This is a genomic window from Hymenobacter sp. 5516J-16 (assembly GCF_022919335.1).
Classification (GTDB): Bacteria; Bacteroidota; Bacteroidia; order Cytophagales; family Hymenobacteraceae; genus Hymenobacter; species Hymenobacter sublimis.
The window spans coordinates 117,706-142,619 of record NZ_CP095058.1 but is presented as its reverse complement, the minus strand read 5'-3'; the positions used below and the strand labels follow the sequence as shown (position 1 = coordinate 142,619).

The window sequence follows — 24,914 nt, the reverse complement described above, 5'->3', positions numbered from 1 at the left end:
AAAGCGTGTACGCAAAACCTTGTGCGTAAGCTGCCGTCGGCAACGGCTAACGGCTAACGGCTAACGGCTAACGGCTAACGGCTAACGGCCGCAAACGCTGCTTCCGCGCACCGTTCCCCATCCATGGCTGCCGACACGATGCCGCCGGCGTAGCCCGCGCCCTCGCCGCAGGGAAAGAGGCCGCGCACCTCGGGGTGTTCCAGCGTGTCCCGGTCGCGGGGGATGCGCACGGGCGAGGAGGTGCGGCTTTCCACCCCCACAATCTGGGCCAGGTTGGTAGCGTAGCCCGGAATCTTGCGGCCGAAGTTCTGAAAACCCTGGCGCAGGCGTTCGGCCAAAGCTGGCCCCACCACCTGATCCATGGGCACCGACACGAGGCCAGGCTGGTAGCTGGTTTCCAGCAGCTCTGGCGACACCTTGCTTTTCAGGAAGTCGCCGAGGCGCTGGGCGGGGGCCAGTTGGGTGTTGCCGGCTAGGCGGCAGGCGCGTTGCTCAATTTCCTGCTGAAACCGCAAGCCGGCCAGGGCCCCGTGCTGGCGCACGTCCATGTCCTCCAACTCCACGGCCGCCACAATGCCCGAGTTGGCAAAGCGCGAGTCGCGGCGGCTGGGGCTCATGCCGTTTACTACCACCTCGCCGGGCGAGGTAGCGGCCGGCACAATAAAGCCGCCGGGGCACATGCAAAACGAGAATACGCCCCGCTGCTGGTTTTTCCACTGGGTTTGGTGCACCAGCGCGTAGGAGGCGGCGGGCAGCACACCCCGGTCTTGGCGGCGGTACTGAGCTTGGTCGATGAGGGCCTGGGGGTGCTCCACGCGCACGCCCAGGGCAAAGGGCTTGGCTTCGATCAGCACGCCCCGGCGGTGCAGCAGCTCGTAGATGTCGCGGGCCGAGTGGCCGGTGGCCAGAATTACGGCGTCGGCTTCCAGAGCCTGGCCAGTAGCCGTTACTACCCCGCGCAGGCGGTTGTTTTCCAGGATGAGGTCATCGACCCGCGTATCAAAGTGAACCTCCCCGCCGGCCTGACGCACACTCTCGCGTAGGGCCGCCACCACGTAGGGCAGCTTGTTGGTGCCAATGTGCGGGTGGGCATCCACCAGAATATCGGGGGTAGCGCCGTGCTGCACCAGCAGGCGCAGGATGCGCTGGATGTCGCCGCGCTTGGTGGAGCGGGTGTAGAGCTTGCCGTCGGAGTAGGTGCCGGCCCCGCCTTCGCCGAAGCAGTAGTTGGAATCAGGGTTGACTACGTGCTCCTTGTTCAGGGCGGCCAGGTCGCGGCGGCGGGTGCGCACATCTTTGCCCCGCTCCACCACAATCGGCCGGATACCCAGCTCAATGGCCCGCAAAGCGGCAAATAGCCCGGCTGGCCCGGCCCCCACGATGATGACAGAGCGGCGGGCCCGGCTTACGTCCGGGTACTGAAACCAGGGGCCGAACAGGTCCGTGGGCGGGGGCGTTTGGTAGATGTCGGCGCGTAGGCGCACCAGGGGCTGGCGGCCGCGCGCATCAATGGAGCGCTTGCGCAGATGCACAAAATCGGCTTGGCCGGGTATTAGGCCCGCGGCATCGAGGAGGGCGCGGTAGCGGGCCAGCTCGTCGTAGGCTACCTCCGGCGGGAGCAGTAGCTCAATTTCTTGTTTCTCACTCATAAAAAGGGTGAAAGGGAGTTAGCCTTTGAACCGGTAACAGGGGTAACGAAGCGCAAAGATACGCAGCTAAAAACAGCCTCAGGCCTTGCGGAATCCATTTTAGGTTCCGCAAGGCCTGAGGCTGCTCGGGGGCGGGGTGCGCCTAGTGCCCGCCGCCGGGGGCGGGGTAGTATTCTGCAGGCGGGGCCAGAATTTTTCCATGGCCTCATTAAACAGCGTCAAGGCCTGGGTGCGGACTTCGCCGGAGGGGTGGCGTAGGAGCTGGCCGAGTAGGTGACGGTACATTTCCGTCGTGACTTCCAATCCTTTGGCGCTTACCAGGCCGTGGTGGAGTAGGTCGCAGTTCGCGGCCACAGAGTTTGCCATAGAGTCAGTTAGTTCTTCGCGGGCCAGGTCCGCTTCCCGAAACGACTGTTCCAGGCGAGAATTCATTTCAGGAGTGTAGTGGGGTCGGGTGCCATATCAACGTGATAGGGAGGAGAGGCCTGTTAAACCTTGAAAGCGCGCAGAAAGGTTCGGACGGCTCTGGGAAAAATCCAGCCATAGAGTGTAACCGTCATATAGTTAGTTTGTTGAAGCTCTAAAAATAGCTATTCATCTATACGACAGCAGCGGGCCCCAGAATACGTACGGGTCGTTTATGCTCATCGATGGCCACAAACGTGAACAGCCCCGACACGGCCCGGTGGCGCTCCTCGGAGTACATCTGCTCCACGAACAGCTCCACGCGCACCTTCAGGCTGGTGTTGCCCACGTGCTCCACGCGCCCGATCAGCTCCACCAGCGTGCCGCCGGGAATGGGGTGGGTAAAGTCGACTTTGTCAGACGACACGGTCACCATTTTGAGGCGACTGAACCGGGTGGCCGTAATAAAGGCTACTTCGTCCATGAGGTGCAGGGTAGTGCCTCCGAACAGGGTGTCGTAGTGGTTGGTGGTGTTGGGAAATACGGCCTTGAAAATGCGCGTTTCGGCGCGGCTGATTTTTTCTTCGAGCGGTAGCATGGCAAGCAAGGGTAGGTGAAAAAACGGGTGTAGCAGCGTTCTGGCCGCTTTTCCTGGCCCTTGTTTCACCATACTACCTTCATCGAATTACTACGCCCCGCGCCCAGGTAGAAAGCCCACGCCTTCTGCCCACTGGCCCCACGCCGCAGCACCCGACAAGGGTCCTCAAGTCGCGAAGGAGCCTTATCAACAAAAGCGGCGGGCAGGTCTCCTGACTTGTGCCATGCTTCCCGCCCTTCTCACCCGCCGCGTAGGCGTGGGCAATGGGTTACGTGGGAAGCATCTGCCGCCAGGCGTGGCGGCGGGCACTTACAGTAGCGCGTCTTTCCGGGAGTTGCACCCGGTTCCCTTTTCATGCCTACCCCCACCGGGGACGGGCAACCTGCCGCTCGTCTGACTGGAAAATACCGCCAAAGAACGAAGCGCCAAAGGTAGCAGAACCGCCGGCTTCCGGGCACTTCCGCTATTTTGCGCGCCTTCCTGGTTTTCTGCCCCGCTTCTATGCCTCAGCTTCCGCCCGCTGCTCCGCGCACCATGGCTTCCCGCATCCGCTCCATTTTCAGCGGCTCGGTGGGCAACCTGGTGGAGTGGTACGATTGGTACGTGTACTCCGCGTTTGCTCTGTATTTCGCCCCGGCCTTTTTCCCCAAAGGCAACCTGACGGCCCAGCTGCTCAACTCGGCGGCCATTTTCGCGGTGGGGTTTCTAATGCGTCCGCTCGGGGGCTGGCTGATGGGGGTGTATGCTGACCGCGCCGGCCGCAAAGCCGCCCTGCTGGCCTCGGTGCTGCTCATGTGCGGCGGCTCGTTGCTGATTGCTCTTACGCCCTCCTATAGCCAGATTGGGGTAGCTGCGCCCGTGCTGCTGGTGGTAGCGCGGCTGCTGCAAGGCCTGAGCGTGGGCGGGGAGTACGGTACCTCGGCTACCTACCTAAGCGAAATGGCCGACCAGCGCAACCGGGGCTTTTTCTCCAGCTTTCAGTACGTAACCCTGATTGCCGGGCAACTGCTGGCCTTGCTGGTGCAGCTAGGATTGCAGCAGTGGCTTACCCCGGCGGAAATGTACGCCTGGGGCTGGCGGGTGCCGTTTGCCCTGGGGGCCATAGCCGCCCTGGTGGCCCTGTACCTGCGCCGCAGCATGGAAGAAACCGATGCTTTCACCCGGCAAACCGCCCCGGCTACCGGCCAGCCCCAGCGGCCCAGCCAGCTGCGGGTATTACTTCAGCACCCCCGCGAAATTCTGACCGTAGTGGGCCTAACCCTGGGCGGAACGGTGGTTTTCTACACCTTTACCACCTATGTGCAGAAGTTTCTGGTGAATACTACCGGCTTTACCAAGGGCCAGGCCACGCTGGTTTCCTTCGGGGCCCTGGGGGTAGCCATGCTGCTGCAGCCCCTGCTGGGCGCCATTTCCGACCGGGTGGGGCGGCGGCCGGTACTGTTGTTTTTTGGGGTAGGAGCCACGCTGCTAACTGTGCCGCTGCTTACGGCCCTAGGCCGCGCCAACGGGCCCGGCGCCGCCTTTGGGCTGCTGCTCGTGGCGCTGGTCATCGTGAGCGGCTACACTTCCATTAACTCAGTGGTGAAAGCTGAGCTGTTTCCCACCGAAATTCGGGCCCTGGGTGTGGGGCTGCCCTACGCCCTGACCGTGGCCATCTTCGGTGGTTCGGCCGAATACGTGGCCTTGCTGGCCAAAGACCACGGCGTGGAAAACTGGTTTTACTGGTACGTGACCGGCTGCGCCGCCTTTTCGCTGGTAGTGTACCTGCGCATGCCCGACACCCGCGCTACCTCCCGCATGCGGGAGGAATAACTTACCAGCCCCGGGGTGTATCAGTCAGCTCCCCGCCGTCTGTCTGGGGCATGAGCTGGCAAAATACCCTTTTAACTCACGGCAGGCGGCCCGCTCCGGCCCGGTGCTAGCCATTTGGCATACCCGAGTAACCCGGTAGTACAAGTTGAGGTATAATTATTGCTCTGTGCCGCTCTGCCTGGCCTTTCTCTGTTCCACCGCAGGGGGCAGCGCTGGTTTTCCTACTCTGTTCCGCTTTTCCATGTCCCACGCTTATCCGCCCGTGCGGTTGTATTCCCGGCTGACGCTGCTACTGCTGGTAGGAGCTGCGGCTTGTTCCCCCAAAAAAAATCCGGAAGAAAAACCCCGGCGGCCTAGCCCTCCGGCCACTGTAACGGCCACTGCCGGTACGGCCACGTTTGTAATTAGCTACAGCCGCCCCTCCGCTAAGGAGCGCAAAGTGTTTGGCGGATTGGTTCCCTACGGGCAGGTTTGGCGCACGGGTGCCAATGAGGCTACTACATTTAGCGTAAACCAACCGGTATTGGTGCAGGGCCAACCCCTGCCAGCGGGCAAGTATGCCCTGTTCACCATTCCCGGCGAAAAGGAGTGGACCATCATCTTCAACCAGGATGCTACGCAGTGGGGGGCCTATGAGTACGCCGCCGCTCAGGACGTGCTCCGGGTGAAGGCCCGGCCCGAGCCCGCAGCCCAGTCCGTGGAGCAATTCCTCATTACGGCCGACAAGGCCGGACAGGTAACCTTAGCCTGGGAAAGCACGCAGGTGCGCTTCACGGTCCGCGGCGGGCAGTAAGTGAAATTGGGTTTGATAAGTACTTGATTTTCAAAGGGGATATTAATAATAAATTGCTGGCTGCTGCTATTTTAGCCGGCTGATTGTTCTTGTATCTCTGCCACTTTTATTTCCTGCCCATGAAAAACCTGCATGCTCGTTTGCTACTAGCCCTGAGCTGGCTGTGTCTGCTGCTACTCGCGGCTCCCGCCTTTGCCCAAAAGCCCGCCGAGGACAAATCCAAGCGCCCGAGCCCGCCGGCTACCGTTACCGGCCCCACCTTTACCATCGATTACAGCCGCCCCTCGCTGAAGGGACGGAAAGCCTTTGGGGGGCAATTGGTGCCCTACGGGCAGGTCTGGCGCACGGGCGCCAACGAGGCCACCACCTTCGAAGCCAAGCAAGCCGTAACCATTAACGGCCAAACCTTGCCCGCCGGCAAATACGCCTTGTTCACCATTCCCGGGGAGCAGGAGTGGACTATCATCTTCAATAAAACTGCCAACCAGTGGGGCGCCTTTAAGTATGATGCCGCCCAGGATGCACTGCGGGTGAAGGTAACGCCCACCAAAACGGCCGCCCCAGTTGAGCAGTTCACCATTTCCTCCAGCAACGCCGGAGTAGTAACTATGGCGTGGGAAAACGCCCAGGCCAGCTTCACGGTGAAGTAAGCGCCTGACGACGGCAACACCAAAAAAAAGAGGCGCCACACGTTGTGGCGCCTCTTTTTTTTGGTGTTGCTACTTGGTTGAAATCTGCGAAAAACTTAGCCGAATAGTCCTCCTGTAAGAAAAACTGAGTAGCGGTTTTCGTTACTCGCTGCCTAGCACGCTTTCCACCCAGCCTTTGCCCCAGTCGGCTAGCTCTTGCTCGGTCCAGAGCTGGGGTAGAAGATGCGGCGCTGAAACTTGGGAGGCAGATACTGCTTCCAGTTGGTGCCGCCGGTAGCAGCAATGGCCTCGGGGCGGCGCTCCAGGTAGCGCACCGCCGATTTATAGTGCATCAGGGGCCAGTTCACGTTTACGCACACATCCAGCTGCTTGAGCTGGCGCAGCAGGCGCGGGTGCTGCTGGCCGGTGGGGCCGGGGGGGAGGCGCTGCACCACGGCCCACACGTTGCGGCCCTCAAAGTGGCGGGAGTGTTCCAGCAGCTTGTCGGCGTACTTTTTCTCGAACTCAATGAGCGTAAGCGCCTTGGCTCCGGTTTCTACCACCGTAGCCCCCGATTTCCAGTAGATGCAGCCCATCAGTTCGTCGTGGGCCGCGGCGGAGCCCAGCAGGCGGCGGCGCTCCTCCGGTACCAGGTTGCTGAGGGAAGTGCTGGCCAGCTCAATCATGCGGTACTGCACGCTCTGAAAGCCCGAGGCCGGCATCAGGGCCATCCGGAACTCCAGGAACTGCTGCTTGTCCATGCCATCGACCATCACATCAAACGAGTCGATCAGGTTTTCGAAGTAGCGGTTGATGCGGCCCACGCGCAGCACGATTTCCTCTACGGTGGGCTGCTGCAGGTCGCCTAGCTGCTCATATTCGCAGAGACAGAGCTGAAAGTACAGCTCCGTAATCTGGTGGTAGATGATGAAAATTCGCTCGTCGGGAATGTTAGTGAGCGGGCGCTGCAAACTCAGCAGGGCATCCAGCTGGATATAGTCCCAGTAACCGAGGTAGCGGGTATGGTAGAGGCCTTCGAGGTAGGCGGCCAGATCCTGGTCGTCGGCGGCGTAGCGCGCCTGCAGGCGGCGTAGCTGGGCCAGCACGGCCGGCGAAAATTCTGATTCCGGAGAGGTCATGAGCAAGGGCGGAAGGAAGGGGTAGTAGTGGGGGCTACGCTGCAAAGATGGGAAAAGGCGCTGAGGTGAGTGAAGTAGTAAGCCGCGTCCTGGCGAGCGGAGCGCGGCCATCCTTCCTTCGCGCAGTGCTACCCCTTGAAACGTGACAGGACTTTGATGCTACCATGCACCAAGGTCTTGTCCTACTTGGGGGTGTGTCACAGAAGAGAGGGCGGATAGTTTTGATACCGCCCCCCATGACGCAACTCGCCCACTTACTATTCCCTTCATCTTCTACCTTTACGCAATGGCAGAGAAATCCAGTATTTTCGACATGATTGGGCCCGTGATGATTGGGCCCAGCTCCTCGCACACGGCCGGGGTAGTGCGCATAGCGCGGGCGGCCATCCGCATCCTGGGCAGCAGCCCCACCCACGCCACCATTACGTTCTACAATTCCTTTGCCCGCACCTACGAGGGCCATGGCTCCGACCGCGCCATTGTGGCTGGCCTGCTGGGCATGCCCACCGATGACGTGCGCATCCGGGAGGCTTTCGACCACGCCAAGGAAGCGGGGCTCCAGTACACCTTTCAGGGTGTAGGCAATGCCTCCACCATGCACCCCAACACCATTCGGCTGCAGCTGCGCGATGAGCGCACGGGCCACGCCGTCGAGGTTATTGGTCAGAGCCGGGGCGGGGGCGTTATCCGCATTGTGGAGGTAGATGGCTTCCCGGCCGACTTCTCGGCCTCTCTGCACACGCTCATCATTGATGCCGACGACGTGCCGGGCTCCATTGCTTTTATTGCCTCCGTCATTGCCCACGATGAGTGCAATATTGCCACCATGTTCGTCTCGCGTAAGGGCAAAAACGACGCGGCCCGGCAGTTCATTGAAGTAGACTCCGGCCTGCGCCCCATTACCCTAGACTACCTGCGGCAATTGCGCTGGGTGCACCGTGTCACGTATATTCCCACCATCGACTAACGGCCCAAACTGCCCGGTTAACCGCCTATGGTGCCCGGTTGGTTGATTTCCCCGCGCACTGCTGCGGGCAGATCAATACCTTTAGTGGCCCCGGCCACTGGGGCGGCCGGCTTCGGTGCCGATCAGCCGGCCATCAGCTCTACACTCCTGATTTTATGAAGCGTTTTTACTGGCTGTTGATGAGTATGTCGGCGGGTATGCTGACGAGCCCGGTACTGGCCCAGACGCCGCCGACCCAACCCCCGGCCGGCACGCTTTCGCCCGCCGTGCCTACCGGCCCCTGGACCCTGCAACGGTCCATCGACTACGCCCTGCAAAACAACCTTACGGTGCGCCAGCAGCAGCTTACCTCTACGCTGCAGAATGCTACCCTGCGCCAGAGCCAGGCGGCTCTGCTGCCCACGGCCAACCTTTCCGGTACCCAGGCCTGGAACTACGGCACCAGCCTTGACCCGCTGACCAACGACTTCGTTAGCCAAACGATTCGCTCCAACAACTTCTCGGCCAACTCTCAGGTAACGCTATTTGCGGGCTTTCAGCTGCGCAACACCGTGAAGCGCAACGCCCTGGACGCTGAGGCTAGCCTGCTCGATATTGACAAGTCGCGCAATGACCTAGCCCTGAACGTGGCCTCGGCATTTCTGCAGTTGGTGCTGGCCGAGGAGCTGGTGCGCACAAACGAGGTGCGCGTTAGCAGCACTCAGGCCCAGGTGGAGCGCACCCAGAAGCTGCTCAAAGCCGGCGCCATTCCGGAAAGCAATCTGCTTGATATTCAGGCCCAACTAGCCTCCGACGAGCTGAACGTTATTACGGCCCAAAACCAGCGCGACCTGGCCCGCCTCTCGCTGACGCAGCTGCTGAACCTACCCTCGCCGACGGGCTTCCAGATTGAAGTGCCGCCCCTGGCCGACCCCGACGATGAGCCTCTGCTCAGCGCCGACCCGGACGGCACCTACCAGACGGCCCAGAGCCTGCTACCCGAAATTAAGGCCGCTGACTTGCGCGTGCGCTCCGCCCAACGCAGCCTCGACATTGCCCGCGGCGCCTACTACCCCCGCCTGGCCTTCGGGGCCGGAATTTTCACTGGTTTCTCTTCTTCGCGGCTGGCGCGGGTGTTTAACGGCGACTCTACGGAGGCCGTAGCCGTGCCGGTATTCCAGCCGGGCGTGGGCGGGCAGCCGGTGCCGTCGCAGTACTTTCTGCTCCAGCCCAAGCAGGCTATTCCGGAGCTGTTGCCCTCGGGCTTTACCAGTCAGCTGAAGGACAACCTGGGTAAGAGCCTGCAGTTCTCGCTGCAAATCCCCATTCTGAACGGGCTGCAAACTCGTACGGGCGTGCAGCGGGCCCAAATCAATATTCAGCAGCAGGAGCTGCGCGCCGAGCAAACGCGCCTGCAGCTGCGCCAGAGCATTCAGCAATCCTACGCCGATGCCATTGCGGCCCAGCGTCGTTACCTCTCTGCCCGCCGCCAGGTGGAGGCGCTGACCACCGCCTACCGCAACGCCGAAATTCGCTTTAACAACGGCCTGCTCAACGGCACCGAGTTTAACATCGCCAAAAACAACCTGACGGCCGCCGAGTCCACGATGATTCAGGCCAAGTACGAGTTTATCTTCCGCCGGAAAGTACTCGACTTCTATCAGGGCCGCCCCATTAGCCTGTAGCCGCGCCGTGGTGGGCTGCTTCCCGCCCGCCGCTTGCAACAGCCGAGCTTTCAACCAACCACTGACTCCTAGTTCCTACGACCCTACGTCCTTAACATGAAAAAAAACCGCACCCTGTTCATCCTACTCGCCGTGCTGGCCGTGCTGGTGGTGGGCTTGCTGGTAGCAAAAAAGCAGGGCCTGATTGGCAAGCCTGCTGGTACGGAGGTGCTGGCGGCCAAGGCGGCGCCGGCTACCATTGTGGAGAAGGTAAGTGCCTCGGGCAAGGTACAGCCCGAAACTGAGGTGAAGATTTCGCCCGACGTATCCGGGGAAATCACCGAACTCTACGTGGCCGAAGGCGACTCCGTGAAGAAAGGTCAGCTGCTGCTGCGCATCCGTCCGGATAACTACGAGGCCATGGTAAACCAGCAAAACGCCGTGGTGGGTAGCCAGCGCGCCAACGTGGGCCAGACCCAAGCCCGGCTGCAGCAGCTGATGGCCAGCGCCCGCCAAACGGAGCTGACATTTCGCCGCAACGCTTCCCTGTACAAGCAAAAGGTGATTTCCCAGGCCGATTACGAGGCCAGCAAGGCCGCCTACGAAGCGTCGCAGGAGGAAATCAACTCGGCCCGCCAGAGCATCCGGGCGGCCCAGAGCAACGTACGCAGCGCCCAGGCCAGCCTGGAGGAAGCCCGCAAAAACCTGAATAAAACCACCATTTACGCCCCCGTGAGCGGGACCATCAGCAAGCTCAACGTGAAGAAGGGCGAGCGGGTAGTAGGTACTACCCAGATGGCGGGCACCGAAATCATGCGCATCGCCAACCTCAATAACATGGAGGTGCGGGTGAGCGTGAACGAAAACGACATCATCAACGTGGACCTGGGCGACTCCGTGGACGTGGAAGTAGACAGCTACGCCAATCAGGACCAGAAATTCCGCGGGCTGGTGACGGCCATTGCCAACACGGCCAAGGACGCCCTCACGGCCGAGGCCGTTACGGAGTTTGAAGTGCGCATCCGGTTGCTGCCGGAGTCGTACCGCCAGCTGCAGCGCACAGTGAAGGGCCGAACCATCGTCCCGTTCCGGCCCGGCATGACGGCCTCCGTCGACATTATTACCAACCGCAAAGCCAACGTGCTGAGCGTGCCGCTGGCCGCCGTGACTACCCGCTCGGACAGCACCCAGGCGGAGGGGCCCAAGAAGGGGGAACCCCGGTTGTGCGCGTAGGTCGAGGTGGTTCGGGCGGGGGCGCAACCCCGGCGCCGGCCGCAGGCGCCAAGCCAGAAGTGCAGGAGGTAGTGTTCCTGATTCGGAACGGCAAAGTGGTAATGACGCCCGTCAAAACTGGCATTAGCGACTTTCAGAACATGGAAATCGTGAGCGGTATTCAGGCCGGCGACCAGGTCGTAAGTGGGCCTTTCCGGGCCGTTTCCAAAACCCTGAAGGATGGGGCCGCCGTGGTTATCAAGGATGCCAAGTCCTTGGATAAAGCGGCCTTAAAAGAAGAACCAGCCGACGAAGAGGAATAAATAACGCCGAACCGGTTAAGCGTTCAGCTTGAGCCCGTAACGCCTCCAGAGAGGACTTTGCCGCTACACCCGGCGGGGTCCTCTCAGTTTTTTTGGCTAAGATTGACGTATCGGTGAACGGGTGAGCTGGTGAACGGGTGCGTTTGCCGTTTGCCAGGCGCGGTTTAGTGCAGAGAAAACAAGCAACGCACCCGTTCACCAGCTTACCCGTTCACCACTGCCCCACCACCTCACCACTTTCCCACCCTTGGAAAAAATAGCCATGCTTGGCGGCGGCTCTTGGGCCACCGCGCTGACCAAAATTCTCGCTGAAAATGGCAGCCGCGTCCACTGGTGGATGCGCAGCAAGGACGACGTGCAGCACCTGCTGCGCACCCGCCACAACCCCCGCTACCTCTCCTCCGTGGCGCATGATCTGGACCGGGTATTTCCCACCAACGACCTAGAAGCGGCCGTGCGCGAAGCTGATTGGCTGGTGCTAGCCGTGCCCGCCGCCTTCGTGCAAAGCACCCTGGATAAGCTCGACCGGGATGCGCTGAAAAATAAGCGCATCATCTCCGCCATTAAGGGTATGATTCCGGGCAAAAACGTGCTGGTAACCGACTACGTGGCCGAGCGTTTTCGGCTACCCCACACCCGCCTGGGGTAGTGGCCGGCCCCTGCCACGCCGAGGAGGTGGCCCTGGAAAAGCAAAGCTACCTGACCATCGGCTCGCCGGATGCCGAACTGGGCGAGGACTTCAGCCGCCTGCTGCGCAACCGCTACGTGAAGGCCAACCCCGCCCAGGACCTCGACGGCATTGAGTACTGCGCCGTGATGAAAAACATCATTGCCCTGACCTGCGGCATTGCCCACGGCCTGGGCTACGGCGACAACTTTCAGGCCGTGCTGGTCAGCAACGCGGTGCAAGAAATCCGCCGATTTGTGCACGCGCTGAACCCCCAACCCCGCGACCTGTCGGCCTCCGCCTACCTCGGCGACCTGCTGGTAACGGCTTACTCGCAGTTTTCGCGCAACCGCACCTTTGGCAACATGGTGGGCCGGGGCTACTCCGTCAAATCGGCCCAGATGGAAATGAACATGGTGGCCGAGGGCTACTACGCCGTGAAAAGCATCTACGAAATGAACCGCAAGCTTCAGGTGAATATGCCCATCACCGCAGCCGCGTATCATGTGCTCTACGAAAAAATTTCGCCCGCCATTGAGGTGGAACTGCTCAAAGAGAAGTTTAAGTAAGATGCAGCTAATAGCAAGGGCCGTTTTGTTGGTGCTGGCGTAGCTGATAGGGGCGTAAGGCTCGTACGTCAGTCTACTTTCCGGGCTAACTCCGGTTCTAGCCTCACTCTCTATACTGCTCCGGACCAGGCTTATTCTGGGGCATTCAGGTTGTCGATGATCCCCAAGGAGCTGTGGCGCCAATTACTACCCGCGGGTTTCCTGCCCTGGGTGTAACTACGTGCCAGTATACCTTCCGGCAGATGAAAACGCACTGCCTGGGCACGCATGAGGCACCCCGCCGCTAGCACTTGCCGTAAGTAAATAGATTGGCAGTCATTGTACTGTCAGAACTTTTATATAATAGACATGGCCACTTGGGACTACCACAATTTTGATAACGATGCCGCGGCTGACTTAGCCGAGGAATTCCGCAGCAACCCCAACGAAGCCCTGCTCTACGAGGTGCTGGCCACAGCCGCCGAAGCGGAAGAAGAACTGGATGAGGAAGAAGCCAGCCAGGCCCTAGCCGCCGCCGAAATTGTGGCGGCTATTCACGGCCACCCCGGCGCCGATTTCCTGCCGGGCCTGACCTTGGCCGTGAATGGCATGGATGCCGACGAGGAACTGGCCGAACTGGCTCAGGAAGCCGTGGAAGCGGTACTCAAAAGCTCCGCGCTACAGGCCCGCTGGGCCGCATCAGCCGATGCGGCCAACTGGCAGCAACTACAGCAGGATTTGCTGGCCCGGCTAACCGTGCAGTAGGCATGCCCTGGCTTGTTCTGGCCCTGCTGACGGCTCTGTGTCTAGCCTGCTACAACTTCTTCATCAAGCTGGCCGCTGACCACGTATCGGCTGCGGCGGGCGCCGTTATTCTGCAGCTGGTAGCGGCCAGCCTGGGTGGACTGTGGCTGGTATGGCTACACCTGAAAGGCCAGCCTCTGCAGGTAACGACCACGGGCGCGGGGCTGGCGGTACTGGCCGGGCTAGGGGTAGGGCTGGCCGAAATCCTGACGTTTGTAGTCTTCAGCCGCGGGGTGCCTTCGTCCGTGGGTACACCCGTAATTGTGGGCGGCTCGGTGTTGCTGACAGCGGTGCTAGGCCTGGTAGTGCTGCGTGAAGCCCTCTCCTGGTCGCAGGCACTGGGATTAGCCAGCATTGTAATAGGCATTGCGCTGCTAGCCCGCGGCCACTAAGGGTACACTACCGCCAAACAGCAGCAGGCCCGCCAGACTATTCCGGCGGGCCTGCTGTTTAGCGGTGGCGTAGCTAGCGGGGCTGGCACTGCTGGCACACGCCCGCCAGCAGGTAGTCGCGCGACTCAACCCGAAAGCCAGCGGGGAGCAGCACCGGCGGAATGGTAATGTGGTCGAGGCAGTAGGTGTGCTGGCACTGGGTGCATTTGAAGTGCACGTGGTCATCGGAGTGGGAATGCTCACTGCAGTGGTCGGAGCAGGCCGCGTACCGGATAACGTCCGTATTATCAATAACACGGTGAATTAGCCCCTTTTCTTCGAACGTTTTGAGGGTGCGGTAAAGCGTGATGCGGTCCGTGTCGTCGCCGAGGGCACTTTCCAGCTCGTGGCTGGTCAGGGCAAAAGGCGACGAAACCAACAGGCGCAGTACGCCCCGCCGAACCGGCGTTTGGCGCAGGCCATGTTGGGTCAACAAGGACGCAAAAGAGTCGGCAGGAGCTTTCATGATACTGCAAAGATACGGCACAATCCGCCGCGTTCAGTTTGCTCAATTCCTAGTAAGGGCAGCGGCTACCCAGCACACACGCGGGTGAGCAGGCCAAAGCTTTCATACCGTAAACTCAGCATCCAGATAAAGGGAAAACACAAAGGCCAGAGCGGGAAGCTCTGGCCTTCGAGTAGCTGGTTGTGGAAAGGGGACGGGGATACTAGTGACAACTGGAGCAAGGACAGCCAGCCGCCGGAGGGATGCTCAAAGGTGGTGTACTCTTGCGTGTCTGCCAAGGCCTGAATTTAGCATCTTGTGACAACGCTTATGCAGGTCTTTTCTGGGGTGATATTGGCCCTGTGCAGACACATAAGAGGTTAATGAACGAAGAGGCTAATCTAACTCAGCTAAAAACAAGCTATTTGTGACATAGCCAGACTGCCAAAATCTGTCTATACTTTCTCCGGTGTTGCCAGGGGTAGGGTAAATCGGAATTGGCTGCCTTGCCCCGGCTGACTTTCCACCCAGAGCCGTCCGCCCTGGGCGGCAATAAATTCCCGCGAGATACTGAGGCCCAGGCCTGAGCTGCCCTTATGACCCGTGGTGTTAGGTATCTGGGCAAATCGTTGAAAAATACGCTCATGGTACTGCGCCGGAATGCCCGGTCCGCAATCCTGCACGCTGATTTCGAGCTGTTCCTGGTGGTGGTACGCCCGCACCGTAAGGGCCGCGCCGCGCGGGGAGTACCGGATGCCGTTAGCCAGCAGATTGATAAGAACCCAAGTTGTTTTTTCTACGTCGGCGCGGGCAGCGGGCAAGTCGGCGGGCAGCTCAACTTGTAACTGCAACTCCTTGTCGTCGAGTTGGGGCTGCACCGTGTCGGTGGCGTAGGCGACCACCTCGGCCAGGGTAATCGGTTGAAGGTCAAGTTGAATGCCAGCACCAGCATCTAGCCGCGACACGGCCAGCAGTTGGCCCACCATGCCCAGTAGGCGCTGGGTTTCGTCGCGGATACCGTCGGCAATGCGCTGACGCTCTTCGGGTTCCGTGCGTTCATCCTGGAGTAGCATCAGGCTAAGCTTGATGCTGGCGAGTGGCGTTTTCAGCTCGTGCGAAATAGTGGCGAGGTAGCTCGATTTTACCTCATCCAGCTTCTTGAAGTCCGACACATTACGCAGGGACAAGATATGCCCCACGAACTCCGTGCGCTCCGTTTCACGGTTGCGGCTCACGATATGGTTGAGCGTGAGTTGGTAATAGGTCGGGTCGCCATCGGGGCCGTGAATCGTGAGCATTTCGGGGGCGGGCGTTTCACCGGCCCGGACGAATTCCTGTTCTAGCAGCGGCCGGAATAAATCGTGTAACAGCGTCGATTCCCGACTCAGCTCCTCGGCCCGTTGGCCTACCAGGTCGGCGGCGGTGCGGCCCAGTAGTTCCCGGGCCACGGGGTTGGCCAGCAGCACGCAGCGCTCGGGGTCGAGTAGGAGCAGGCCTTCGTCGAGGTGCTCAATTAGGCTTTCCAGGCGGCTGCGCTCGGTGGCCAGGGCTGCCCGCGTCACGCTGCGCTGGTCCTGCATGTAGCCAAAGGCGCGGTTTAGGGCCAGGGCCACGGCGCCTACCTCGTCGTTTTTGGCAATGGAAACGCGGGTGGCGGGGCCGGGGCTGGCCACGTCTTCCACATCGGCCCGCAGACGGCGTAGGGCCGCAGCACCACCCGCGGCAGCCGCACAATTAGGCCCAGCCCCACGGCCGTACTCAGCAACAGGAGTAGGAGCACGGTATGGCGGGCGCGGCCGGCAGCTAGGGCGGTTCGGGCGGTCTGGGCGTTGAAGGAAGCCGCATTCAGCCGCATCATGCGGTGGGTTTCGGCCCGAAGCTGGCGCAACTTGGCGAGCTGCTGGGGGGTAGGCGCCCGGTCATCCACGAGGCGCTGGTACTCGGCTACCTGCTGGGTGAGGGTGTCTACCAGCTCCAGTTCGCCAGCTTCCGTAATGTTGGCCGCCTCGCGGGTGAGGGCCCGGCGGAGCTGGGCAAGCGGCGCCGTTGCCGCGGGCTGATCCTGTAACTGCTCCAGGGCCCGCAGCATCTGCTCCCCGTACTCCACCGACCGGAAGTTGGCCCGCTGAATGCTGCGCGTCCCCACGTTCAACTGCTGAATAGTAAGGATAGTGTACCCGCCCAAGCCCAGCAGTAAAGTCAGCATTACCAGGATGCTGAGGCGGATTTTCAGTTTCAGGGACATGGTGAGGGTAGGAGGGTAGGCGGGTAGGAGTTGGGAAGGTAAAATGGCACTGTCAACCTGAGCTTGCAAAGGACCTTACCGCGCCGGGGGCGTTGGGGCGTTGGTTATCGCAGAGGTTCGCAGAGGGATGCGCAGAGTCGTTCGGATGCAAGTCGTTGAGACGCGGGCTCCGGACGCCAATACCCTCCTAAACCCTTACCCGCCTATCCTCACACCCTAAAAAGCTCACAGCCCGTACTCCTGCACCTTGCGGTAGAGGGTAGTGAGGCCGATGGCGAGGCGGCGGGCGGCTTCGGTTTTGTTGCCCTGGCACTGGTGGAGCACTTGCCGGATGTGGCGGGCTTCCACCGCGCGCAGGCTCTGGTCGGCGGGGTCGGCGTCGGGGCTGAAGGGGCGGGCAACACCTGGAACTCGTCGGGGAGGTAGCCGGCGGACAGGGGCTGGTCGGCGGGGGCCAGGATGGCGGCCCGCTCCAGCACATTCTTTAGCTCCCGCACGTTGCCCGGCCACTCATAGCGGCTCAGCAACTCCACGCATTCGGGCTCCAAGCCGGGCAGGCGCTTGCGTAATTGGGCCGCAAAGTGCTGCAGGAAATACTCGGCCAGGGCGGGCACATCGGCGGCGCGCTCCTGCAGGCTGGGCACGTTGATGGTAAAGACGGAGAGGCGGTAGTACAGGTCGGGGCGGAAGTTACCGGCGGCCGCTTCCTGCTTGAGGTTGCGGTTGGTGGCAGCCACTAGGCGCACGTTCACGCTGGTAGGCTTGGTGTCGCCGAGCTTGGTAAACTGGCGCGTTTCGAGCACCCGCAGAAACTTGGCCTGCACGTTCAGCTCCAGCTCCCCAATTTCATCCAGAAACAAGGTGCCGCCGTGGGCTTCTTCCAGTAGGCCCTTCTTGTCGGCCAGGGCCCCCGTAAACGCGCCCTTCTTGTAGCCAAACAGCTCCGATTCCAGCAAATCCTTCGGGAAAGCCGAGCAGTTCACAGCCACGAAGGACTTGTGTTTTCGCTCACTGGCCTCGTGGATGGCCTGGGCAAACAGTTCCTTGCCCGCGCCCGTGGGCCTTCCAGCAGCACGGTGCTGTCGGTGGGAGCTACCTGGCGGGCCAAGTCTTGGGCGCGGCGCAAGGTGGGGGCCGCGCCAATCATACTCTCGAAGCTGTAGCGCTGGCCCATGCGCCGCTCCAGCTCGGCCACGCGGCGGCGCAGGCGGGCTTTTTCGGCAGCCCGCTCCACTACTACCACCAATTGCTGCTCAAAATCGCCCTTGGTGAGGTAATCAAAAGCGCCTTGCTTCATGGCTCGCACCCCATCCGGAATGGTACCGAAAGCAGTGAGCAGCACAATCTCCATATCGGGCGCCTTGGCCTTGAGGCGCGGAATCAGGTCCACGCCGTGGGCGTCGGGCAGCTTCACGTCGGACACCACCACTAGCACCTCGTTGGCGTGTTGCTGCAGTAGCTCCAGGCCGCGGCTGGCATCGGGGGCCTGCAGCACGGAGTAGCCTTCCAGCTCCAGCACCCGCGCCAACAGCTGGCGCAGGCGGGCTTCGTCGTCAATTAGGAGCAGGGTACCGGTGGGCATGGAGGGAATTAAGAATGAAAAATTAGGCAAAAGTAGCACGATGTAGAGACGCGACACTTCGCGTCTCAATCGTTGCTGACGTTGTTTAGAATGCGCAATTCCTGGTCGTTCTGACGCTGAGACGCGAAGTGTCGCGTCTCTACATCGTTCAGCGGTAAAGGCCTTGGCCGTTGTCGAGTTCTTTTTCCCAGCGGCCTGGGTTGGTGATAATGTAGTTTCGAATCTTGTCCAACTCCACGCTGCTGCGAATCACCCGGTCATGGAAGCGAGTTTGCCACTGAAATTCCAGATTGTGATACCGGGCATACGTTGTCACCGCCGATTTAAAGCCGCGCAAGACGGACGCCAAGTTTTGCGACTGTGGGCCAAAACGATTGCCGGATGGTTGCAGAGACGTGCCGGGTCCTACCGGTTCATCCTTATCGAGCAGTAGTATGCCGTGCATATGATCTGGCATCAAGATAAACGCATCCAGGTGCACGAACGGCGCAAACTGCGGAATAGCTGCCCAGCATTTCCGCACCTTCTCTCCGAGCACCGACGGCCGTAGAAAAGCAGCATCCCAATTACCGCCGGGAGCTTCAATATTACCGAAATACGGTTGCCAGTCCTTAGTGCAGATTGTCACGAAATAGGCCCCGCTTTGTCCGTAGTCATAGCCTGGCAAACGGGTAGAGGGGATTTGGTATTTGTCTTGATAAAGATCCGCCATACTGTATTCTAATTTTTAGCACGATGTAGAGACGCGACACTTCGCGTCTCCTCGTTGAACGGTAAGTTAGAGAGTCGTTAAAAGCAAGGTATCCGTTCTGGAATGGTCGTTCAACGAGGAGACGCGAAGTGTCGCGTCTCTACAGCCGTTCAATTTTATCCTCACGCACTCCCCGAATTTCATCCTTCAGGTGCTCCACGAAGCGGTTAAACTCTGGCTCGGCTTCCACGTTTTCGTGCCAGGCCAGGCCCATTTCGGCAAGGTTGTACTGGTGCTGGGGGCTGATGGTGGCGCCGGGGAGGAGCTGGCCGCTAGCGTCCCGCTCGTAGCCTAGCAGCCAGAGCCGGTCGGCAAGGGCAGTGGTGGTCTGGATGTCGTGGGAGACGATGACGACGGTGTTCAGCTCGTCCATGGTGGTGACTTCGAGGATGATTTTCTTGACCTCATCTATCATGGCCACGTCGAGGCCGGAGAAGGGCTCGTCGAGCAGGATGAGGTGGTCGGAGCAAAGCAGCTGCTGGGCAATGGCGGCGCGCTGGCGCTGCCCGCCGGAGAGGTGGGCCGGGTACTTGCGGCGGTGGGCGGTTAGCTGAAACCGCTCCAGGTAGGCGTCGGCTTGGCGCCGGGCTTCGACGGTATCAAAGTATTTGCGGGCGGCGGCTACTAGGAGGTTGTCGTGCAGGGTGCGGTGGTTGAACAGCGGATACTGCTGCTGCACGAAGCCCACCGCGCCCGGCGCTACTTCCTGCTGCTCTTGGCCCACCAGTATCGTGCCCTGGCTCGGGGCCATCAGTCCGGCCATAATGCGGCAGAGCACCGATTTGCCCATGCCCGAGCGGCCGTAAAAACCCACCACCTGCCCCTGGTTCATACCCGGCCGGCACACGTCCAGCACCTGGGCCGAAATGTCGCGCAGAATGGTTTCGCCCTCGAACTGCATCGACACATTGTCGAGCGTCAGGACGGGGGCTTTGTAGAAATATGGGGTCATGGGTGGTGAGATGGTGAAATAGTTAGATGGTGAGTTTGACGTTTTGACTGCTCCAAGCCGTCCTGCAGCGGCGCAGCCGAAGCATCTCGCATGCTGACGTTGAAGTGGTAATCAAAAGAAGCAGTGTAGATGCTTCGCGGGGATCAGCAGGGCAGATAGTGTGGCAACGTCAGCCCGCGAGATTCCTCGGCAAGCTTGGAATGACGAGCTAGCGTTACTTGGGGGCATTCCTGCTTCATCACCGCACGGCTGCCAGCTCTGAATAAGGGAAAAACACCCGGCGCAGCAGGCCGAAAAGGTAGTCCTGGGCGGCGCCGGCGGCGAGGATAACGAGCTGAATGGCGACTACCCCGTCGAGGTGGAGGTAGCGGTTTTGCTTGTAAAGCAGCAGGCCAATGCCGCCTTCCGATTGGTAAAGGGTTTCCACCAGGGTAATCATCGTCCAGATGATAGCGAAGTTCTGGCGCACTACCTCCAGCATCTCCGCCAGCTTGCCCAGCACGACTACCTCCCAGAAGCTACGCCACTCGCCCAGCCCCAGGGTGCGGGCGTGGTCCATTTCCTGCTGGGTGGTGGTCAGAATCACGCGGGTCATGCCCGTCACGAGGTACACGGTGGTAGCGAAAATCAGCACCGAGAGCTTCACCTCGTGGCCCGAGCTAACCATCAGGGCCATGAAGAAGGTGAGGCCCGTAAGCGTGAGGTAGCGCATCTTGGAGGCCGCGTAGGCCAGGGGCCGGAAGAAGGGTAGGGCCGTGAGGTAGGAAATTAGCAGGGCCAGCACCGTGGCCACGCCCAGGGCCTGCAGGGCCGTGCTCATGCTGGCCCACAGCTCCTGAATAAGTCCCTGGGTAGTAACCATATCGGCCAAAGCGCGCAGCACATCACCCAGCGAAGGAAACAGGCGCAGCGGATACAACAGCCACAGCAGCAGCAGCAGAGCACCTTGGGCCGCCGCCATCAGGGCGAACGTGGTGCGGGGCAAGCGGCCGTTGGGTAGGAAGAGGGATTTCATATTGGTGAGGGTGTGGGGTAGGAGGGTGTGAGGGTAGGCGGGTAGGAGTTTAGCAGGGACTGTCACATCCTGAGCCCTGCGAAGGACCTTTTCACAGCTGCGCAATGCAGCTCGAACGCTCTTAGCCCGCAGAGGACGCAGTGTTTGATGCAGAGGGCGCAGAGCTGTTCTATAGTGAGAAGGTCCTTCGCAGGGCTCAGGATGACACAACTCCTACCCGCCTACCCTCACACCCTCTAATTCCCCAGCACGATTTCCACGCGGCGGTTCTTGGCCTTGCCCTCGGGGGTAGCGTTGGGGGCTACGGGCTCCTGGGCACCGTGGGCGTACACCTGCACGCGGCCTTCCGGGAAAGCGCTGGAGCTGCGCTGCTCCAGCCAGTGCTCCACGGCCAGGGCCCGGTCCTCGGAAAGCTGCTGGTTGCGCTGTGGGTCGCCCGTGTTGTCGGTGTGGCCGTGCACGGCTACTTTCAGGCGGCCGGCTACTACCAGGTCGTTGAAGAGCTGCTGAAGCTGGCGCTCGGCGGCCGGCGTAAAGGAGCTTTGCCCGGTGTTGAACTCGATGTTCCAGGCCCGCTTGCTCACGCTCTGGCGGATTTCATCATCGGCGGCGAAGCGTTGCTGCTCGGCCGGAGCCAGGGTTTTGCCGCGGTACTTGGCCTGCAGCTTTTTCAGGGGCGTGAGGTCCAGCATCTGGGTCAGGGGCACGTAGCTGGGCAGCTCGCGGGGTAGAGGCGGCTCTGCACGTCGCCGAAAGTTTTGTACACGGCCGCGTAGATGTTGGTGCCGCCCTCGTTGAGACCGAATAAAGCCAGATTATCAGCGAAGTTGAAGGCCTTGCTGCCGCCCAGCTCCACTACCTCCCCGTTGCGGTCGGCCTCGCTCACGCCCTTGTAGTAGCGCAGCCAGTAGGCGCCGGGCTTGTCCTTGTCGCCGTACACCTGGGCCGAAATATCGGCGGCGCGGCTCAGGGCTTCGGGGTGGCTTTTTACCTGGTCGCCGGCCACGGCGAAGGCAGTCATCAGGGCTTCTACCTCTTTCGGGTGGGCATCGTACCAACGCTTGGTCGTCACCATGATGTTGGGCATCTGGTTGCTGTAGTCCTTGGTCGAGACGATGTTCACCAGGCCCCCTTTCTGGCGGGCAATGTTCACGTCGCCGGGCGTCCAGGTGGCTACGGCGTCGGCCACTACATCTACCTTCACGCCGGTATTCTTGCCGTTTACCACCTTCACGCGCTGCTCCGGCTTGCCGATGATGTACTTCTCGGCGGCCACCAGGAAGTCGGAAGCGGCCAGGAAGTTCACGGCCTCGGGGTCGTAGGTGGTTTCGTCGGGGTTGACTTTCAGGCCATTATCGGCGCACCACTTCAGGGCAATGTTCTGGTCTCCGTCGCGTAGGTAGCAGGCAATGGTTTTGCCCAGGGCGGCTTTCGGGTTGTCGAGCCACTCTTTGGGGCCCATGAGCTTGTCCTCGCCAAACGACTTTCCTACCGAGTAGGGAATGATTTGAAGGCTAGTGCCGGCTTTTTCCAGTTGGGTTTGCACCGCCGAGAAGGCCGGTAGCCCGTCGCCCATGATGCTCACTAGCAGGCCCGGCGTTTCGGGGTTCTGCTGCAAGTCCAGGGCGTTTTTCACCAAGTCGGCCTGCATTTTGGCTACGTCGTCCTGGCGCACAATCTGCATGTCCAGGCCGGCGGCGGCCATGCTGGAGCCTTGGGTGGTGCGGGGGCCGCCGTTGGCCAGCATCCCGGCCATTTGCGAGTTCCAGGCCATTACCTCCCACACCACGGGCGTGCCCTTCTCGGCAGGCGTGGTGGAGGGCAGCGGAGCCAAGGGCACCACCACGTTGCTGCGCGAGCCGCCGTTGGCCGCGGGCAGCTCAATGGAGTTCAGCAGCACCGATTCGGTAGCCGCTTTCTTGAAGATGAGTCCACTTGACACCACCTTGTTAATACCGAAGTAGAGCAGCGCCACAAGCAGGGCGCCCAGTACAATTTTACCGCGAGTTGTCATAGTTGTAAGAAGCTAGAAGAGAGGAGTTTGAAGCTAGAATAGGGGTAGGCGGAGCAAAGCGCCGAGGTTGAAATACTAAGCCGAAAGGACAGTGGAAGGAAACTTGAGAGAAGAAAGGAGCCAGGAATAAGTAGCTGTAATTCTGTCTTCTAGCTCCTGTCTCCTAGCCGCTGGCGTTACTCCAGCAGGCTGCGGTAGGCGTCGGTGGTGGCCGTGCGGGTTTGGGCGGAGGTCATGGGGGCGGGCTTCTCGTCGAGGAGGGCGTTGAACTCGCCTTTTTGGTACTTTTCGAGCAGGCGCTGGCCTTTCTCGCTCATGACGCCGTTCTGGATGTCCATTTCCTTCACGAACTCCTGGCTGTAGCGCATGGCCTGCTTGATCTGGCCGAGCTGCTGGGCCATGTCCTGGGCCACGCGGTCGGTGGCCAGGTCGAAGAAGTACTTCTTGTCCGGGTCGCCGCGCAGGATGTTCATGGCGGCCCGCATGCCGGAGCTGGTGCGCTTCACCAGCTCGTACTCGTCCTTGAGCAGGTTTACTTTGAATTTACTGTTGTCGATTTGGCGCAGGGCAGCCTTCAGGATCTGGCGCATCACCAGGCTCACGTTTTGGGTGGTGGTGAGCATGGGCTGCAGGCGCTGGCTGTATTCCTGAAGCTGGGCGGCGCGGGAAGCGTACTGCTCGGCGGCGTCGGGCTCGCGCTGGCGGGTAGCCGAGTCGGCTAGGGCCAGGTACTCGCGCATCTGCAGGGTGTTGGCTTCCAGCTTGCGCTTCACCAACTCATGAGCGCCTTCCACATGGCCCACTTCCTCCTCCATCTTGCGCGCTTCCTGCCCAGTAGAGCGGATGTAGTCCTCCATGATGCCGATGGGGTCGGTGTTGACGAAGATGCCCGCCGCGGTGCGGAAAATCCGTTGCCCGGCGTACCAGAAACCCGCTTTGATACGGGGGTTGGTCAGCAGCAGAAAGGCCCCAAACAGCACGCCCAGGCCAATGCCCAGCTTCACGGTGTCGAACACCATGTCGACCAGAAAGGGGACGATGGTGCCCCAGCCGTACACGCCGGCGGCCACCACCCCGCCCAGAAACACCCAGCCGGCTACCTTCTCGGGCTGCTGCCACTTAGGCAAGGTGCCGCTCAGGCTAGGTTTGAGTTCGGAAGGAAAAGAGGTGTTCATGGTTTTTAGGTAATGAAGTGATGAAGTGAGAGGTGATGAAGTGAGAGGTGATGAAGAGAGGAAGTGAAGAAGTGAAGAAGTGAAGAGTGTATAAGGGAGGTGGTAGGGGGCAGGAGGTAAGAAGATTAGGATGCTACTAGCCGCCAGAAAAGCGTGTGGCATGTCACCCATGACCTGTTACTTGTCACCTCCTCACCTCCTCACCCCATCACCTCATTACCTCCTCCCTCACCTCAGCAAAAAGGATTGGGTGGCCTGCCGGTGGGCCTGCAGCTCCGTGGCGGCGGCAGCGTGGGCCAACTCGTAAGAAGCCAGGGCCGCGGCGGCTTTTTGCTGCTGCTCCTGCAACTGCTGGCGCGTGGCCTGGAGTTGCTGCTGCTTTTCCTCCAGTTGGCGGGCCAGCTCCGTCAGAGCCACTTGCAGTTGCTGCTCCTGCTGCTGGAGCTGCACCAAAGCGCTGGGGGCCACGCCTGCAATGCGGATTTCGCCCAGCTTCTCGCGGTGGCGCTCCAGAATCTGGTTGCGGTCGGCCGTCAGTTTTAGCTCAAACTCCTCGGCCGATTTCAGCAGCGCCGGCAAGTCCAGGCTGGTCACGGCGGTAAAGGCGTTAAAGGCCGTTTGGTAAAGAATTGGACCCGATAGGCCGCTGGCTTGCAGACTCCTGACCATTTTGGTGTAGGCCACGAAGTCCTTGCCGTTGCCGGCGAGCAGGCCCTGAATGTGGTCGAGGTGGCGCTGCTCGGGCTGGGCCAGGGACGGCGGGGTAGGTGAAGCCGGACTGCTAGCAGCCGTGGCAAACAGCGCGGCGGAGCCTGGCAGGGGCCGCCCGCCGCTCACTGCGGCTACCGAGGGCCTTCGGGCGAAGTTTCTTCAATGAAGAAGTCCTTGGCGGCTTTGGCGATGTTGTCGAAAAGAGGCATAGCAGGTAGTGCTTGGGTGATGAAGCCCTATTGCCAATACCAATGCCGATGATGCTGTACTAATAATTAATTATCGATAAATGATTGATAATCAAAATATTAATAAATAAATTATAGTAGTTTTTTTAGGACGCAGTTTTGCATTCCCTACCAAAACGGTAGGGTAGCATTATCAGAAAGGAAGGGTAGGAAAGA

The 24,914-nt window shown here is 60.6% G+C and carries 25 protein-coding genes, 2 pseudogenes and 1 riboswitch; of the genes and pseudogenes, 10 read left to right on the top strand and 17 right to left on the bottom strand.

Annotated elements, in window-relative coordinates; genetic code table 11:
- Positions 1–74 precede the first annotated feature (74 nt).
- The 3 genes from MUN84_RS00765 to MUN84_RS00755 all read right to left on the bottom strand — a co-directional run bounded on the left by MUN84_RS00765 (position 75) and on the right by MUN84_RS00755 (position 2,652).
- Complete coding sequence (locus MUN84_RS00765) at positions 75–1,649, bottom strand: NAD(P)/FAD-dependent oxidoreductase (RefSeq protein ID WP_244696221.1); 1,575 nt, start codon at positions 1,647–1,649, stop codon at positions 75–77.
- Between the two features lie 99 nt (positions 1,650–1,748).
- Positions 1,749–2,081 (bottom strand): hypothetical protein, encoded by a 333-nt coding sequence (locus MUN84_RS00760; protein ID WP_244696220.1) that lies wholly within the window; start codon positions 2,079–2,081, stop codon positions 1,749–1,751.
- Positions 2,082–2,247: 166 nt separating this feature from the next.
- The gene (locus MUN84_RS00755) at positions 2,248–2,652 is read right to left on the bottom strand and encodes an acyl-CoA thioesterase (protein WP_244696219.1); all 405 of its coding nucleotides are present in this window, start codon (positions 2,650–2,652) and stop codon (positions 2,248–2,250) included.
- 183 nt (positions 2,653–2,835) lie between these two features.
- Positions 2,836–3,053: riboswitch (cobalamin riboswitch) on the bottom strand.
- A 100-nt stretch (positions 3,054–3,153) separates the two neighbouring features.
- Between MUN84_RS00755 and MUN84_RS00750 the strand changes: the two genes are divergently transcribed.
- The 3 genes from MUN84_RS00750 to MUN84_RS00740 all read left to right on the top strand — a co-directional run bounded on the left by MUN84_RS00750 (position 3,154) and on the right by MUN84_RS00740 (position 5,907).
- Positions 3,154–4,464, top strand: a complete 1,311-nt coding sequence (locus MUN84_RS00750; RefSeq protein WP_244696218.1) for an MFS transporter — start codon at positions 3,154–3,156, stop codon at positions 4,462–4,464.
- A 241-nt stretch (positions 4,465–4,705) separates the two neighbouring features.
- A complete protein-coding gene (locus MUN84_RS00745) occupies positions 4,706–5,257 on the top strand; it encodes a DUF2911 domain-containing protein (RefSeq protein WP_244696217.1) in 552 nt (183 codons plus the stop codon).
- 119 nt (positions 5,258–5,376) lie between these two features.
- Positions 5,377–5,907, top strand: a complete 531-nt coding sequence (locus MUN84_RS00740; protein WP_244696216.1) for a DUF2911 domain-containing protein — start codon at positions 5,377–5,379, stop codon at positions 5,905–5,907.
- A gap of 188 nt (positions 5,908–6,095) precedes the next feature.
- Here MUN84_RS00740 and MUN84_RS00735 read toward each other — a convergent pair whose 3' ends face one another.
- Positions 6,096–7,025, bottom strand: coding sequence for a tryptophan 2,3-dioxygenase family protein (locus MUN84_RS00735; RefSeq protein ID WP_317239056.1), 930 nt, complete (start codon positions 7,023–7,025; stop codon positions 6,096–6,098).
- Positions 7,026–7,311: 286 nt separating this feature from the next.
- Here MUN84_RS00735 and sdaAB point away from each other — a divergent pair, with 286 nt between their 5' ends.
- The 7 genes and pseudogenes from sdaAB to MUN84_RS00700 all read left to right on the top strand — a co-directional run bounded on the left by sdaAB (position 7,312) and on the right by MUN84_RS00700 (position 13,581).
- Positions 7,312–7,992: an L-serine ammonia-lyase, iron-sulfur-dependent subunit beta gene (sdaAB, locus tag MUN84_RS00730; protein ID WP_244696215.1), complete on the top strand. Its 681-nt coding sequence runs from the start codon at positions 7,312–7,314 to the stop codon at positions 7,990–7,992.
- A gap of 155 nt (positions 7,993–8,147) precedes the next feature.
- Positions 8,148–9,656, top strand: a complete 1,509-nt coding sequence (locus tag MUN84_RS00725; RefSeq protein ID WP_244696214.1) for a TolC family protein — start codon at positions 8,148–8,150, stop codon at positions 9,654–9,656.
- A 96-nt stretch (positions 9,657–9,752) separates the two neighbouring features.
- Entirely contained in the window at positions 9,753–10,868 is a 1,116-nt protein-coding gene (locus MUN84_RS00720) for an efflux RND transporter periplasmic adaptor subunit (protein ID WP_244696213.1), read from the top strand.
- The gene (locus tag MUN84_RS00715; RefSeq protein ID WP_244696212.1) at positions 10,859–11,170 is read left to right on the top strand and encodes a hypothetical protein; all 312 of its coding nucleotides are present in this window, start codon (positions 10,859–10,861) and stop codon (positions 11,168–11,170) included. The genes MUN84_RS00720 and MUN84_RS00715 overlap by 10 nt, the downstream gene beginning before the upstream one ends.
- A gap of 262 nt (positions 11,171–11,432) precedes the next feature.
- A pseudogene (locus MUN84_RS00710) lies at positions 11,433–12,406 on the top strand (NAD(P)H-dependent glycerol-3-phosphate dehydrogenase).
- Positions 12,407–12,754: 348 nt separating this feature from the next.
- Complete coding sequence (locus MUN84_RS00705) at positions 12,755–13,150, top strand: DUF4259 domain-containing protein (protein WP_244696211.1); 396 nt, start codon at positions 12,755–12,757, stop codon at positions 13,148–13,150.
- 2 nt (positions 13,151–13,152) lie between these two features.
- Positions 13,153–13,581: an EamA family transporter gene (locus tag MUN84_RS00700; RefSeq protein WP_244696210.1), complete on the top strand. Its 429-nt coding sequence runs from the start codon at positions 13,153–13,155 to the stop codon at positions 13,579–13,581.
- Between the two features lie 73 nt (positions 13,582–13,654).
- Here the strand turns inward: MUN84_RS00700 and MUN84_RS00695 are convergent, their stop codons facing one another.
- From MUN84_RS00695 to MUN84_RS00635, 13 genes and pseudogenes are all read right to left on the bottom strand, one after another.
- On the bottom strand, positions 13,655–14,086 hold the full coding sequence (locus MUN84_RS00695; protein WP_244696209.1) for a Fur family transcriptional regulator: 432 nt from the start codon (positions 14,084–14,086) through the stop codon (positions 13,655–13,657).
- A 434-nt stretch (positions 14,087–14,520) separates the two neighbouring features.
- Positions 14,521–15,747: an ATP-binding protein gene (locus MUN84_RS00690; RefSeq protein WP_244696208.1), complete on the bottom strand. Its 1,227-nt coding sequence runs from the start codon at positions 15,745–15,747 to the stop codon at positions 14,521–14,523.
- Positions 15,684–16,310, bottom strand: coding sequence for a hypothetical protein (locus MUN84_RS00685; RefSeq protein ID WP_244696207.1), 627 nt, complete (start codon positions 16,308–16,310; stop codon positions 15,684–15,686). The genes MUN84_RS00690 and MUN84_RS00685 overlap by 64 nt, the downstream gene beginning before the upstream one ends.
- Positions 16,311–16,535: 225 nt before the next feature.
- Positions 16,536–16,634, bottom strand: a complete 99-nt coding sequence (locus MUN84_RS00680) for a helix-turn-helix domain-containing protein (RefSeq protein WP_244699104.1) — start codon at positions 16,632–16,634, stop codon at positions 16,536–16,538.
- Positions 16,635–17,002: 368 nt separating this feature from the next.
- Positions 17,003–17,335, bottom strand: a pseudogene (locus tag MUN84_RS00675) (sigma-54 factor interaction domain-containing protein); the annotation flags it as partial.
- Positions 17,290–17,892 carry a sigma-54-dependent transcriptional regulator gene (locus MUN84_RS00670; protein ID WP_244696206.1) on the bottom strand — a complete coding sequence of 201 codons (603 nt, stop codon included), beginning with the start codon at positions 17,890–17,892 and terminating at the stop codon, positions 17,290–17,292. The pseudogene MUN84_RS00675 and the gene MUN84_RS00670, both read right to left, overlap by 46 nt.
- A gap of 148 nt (positions 17,893–18,040) precedes the next feature.
- Positions 18,041–18,604: a transposase gene (locus tag MUN84_RS00665; protein ID WP_244696205.1), complete on the bottom strand. Its 564-nt coding sequence runs from the start codon at positions 18,602–18,604 to the stop codon at positions 18,041–18,043.
- A 139-nt stretch (positions 18,605–18,743) separates the two neighbouring features.
- Entirely contained in the window at positions 18,744–19,595 is an 852-nt protein-coding gene (locus tag MUN84_RS00660; protein WP_244696204.1) for an ATP-binding cassette domain-containing protein, read from the bottom strand.
- 238 nt (positions 19,596–19,833) lie between these two features.
- Positions 19,834–20,610 (bottom strand): ABC transporter permease, encoded by a 777-nt coding sequence (locus MUN84_RS00655; protein ID WP_244696203.1) that lies wholly within the window; start codon positions 20,608–20,610, stop codon positions 19,834–19,836.
- 236 nt (positions 20,611–20,846) lie between these two features.
- A complete protein-coding gene (locus MUN84_RS00650; RefSeq protein WP_244696202.1) occupies positions 20,847–21,317 on the bottom strand; it encodes an OmpA family protein in 471 nt (156 codons plus the stop codon).
- Complete coding sequence (locus MUN84_RS00645) at positions 21,308–22,624, bottom strand: ABC transporter substrate-binding protein (RefSeq protein ID WP_244696201.1); 1,317 nt, start codon at positions 22,622–22,624, stop codon at positions 21,308–21,310. Before MUN84_RS00645 ends, MUN84_RS00650 begins: the two co-directional genes overlap by 10 nt.
- 176 nt (positions 22,625–22,800) lie before the next feature.
- Positions 22,801–23,799 carry a PspA/IM30 family protein gene (locus MUN84_RS00640; RefSeq protein WP_244696200.1) on the bottom strand — a complete coding sequence of 333 codons (999 nt, stop codon included), beginning with the start codon at positions 23,797–23,799 and terminating at the stop codon, positions 22,801–22,803.
- A gap of 228 nt (positions 23,800–24,027) precedes the next feature.
- Positions 24,028–24,636, bottom strand: a complete 609-nt coding sequence (locus MUN84_RS00635) for a hypothetical protein (RefSeq protein WP_244696199.1) — start codon at positions 24,634–24,636, stop codon at positions 24,028–24,030.
- Positions 24,637–24,914 lie beyond the last annotated feature (278 nt).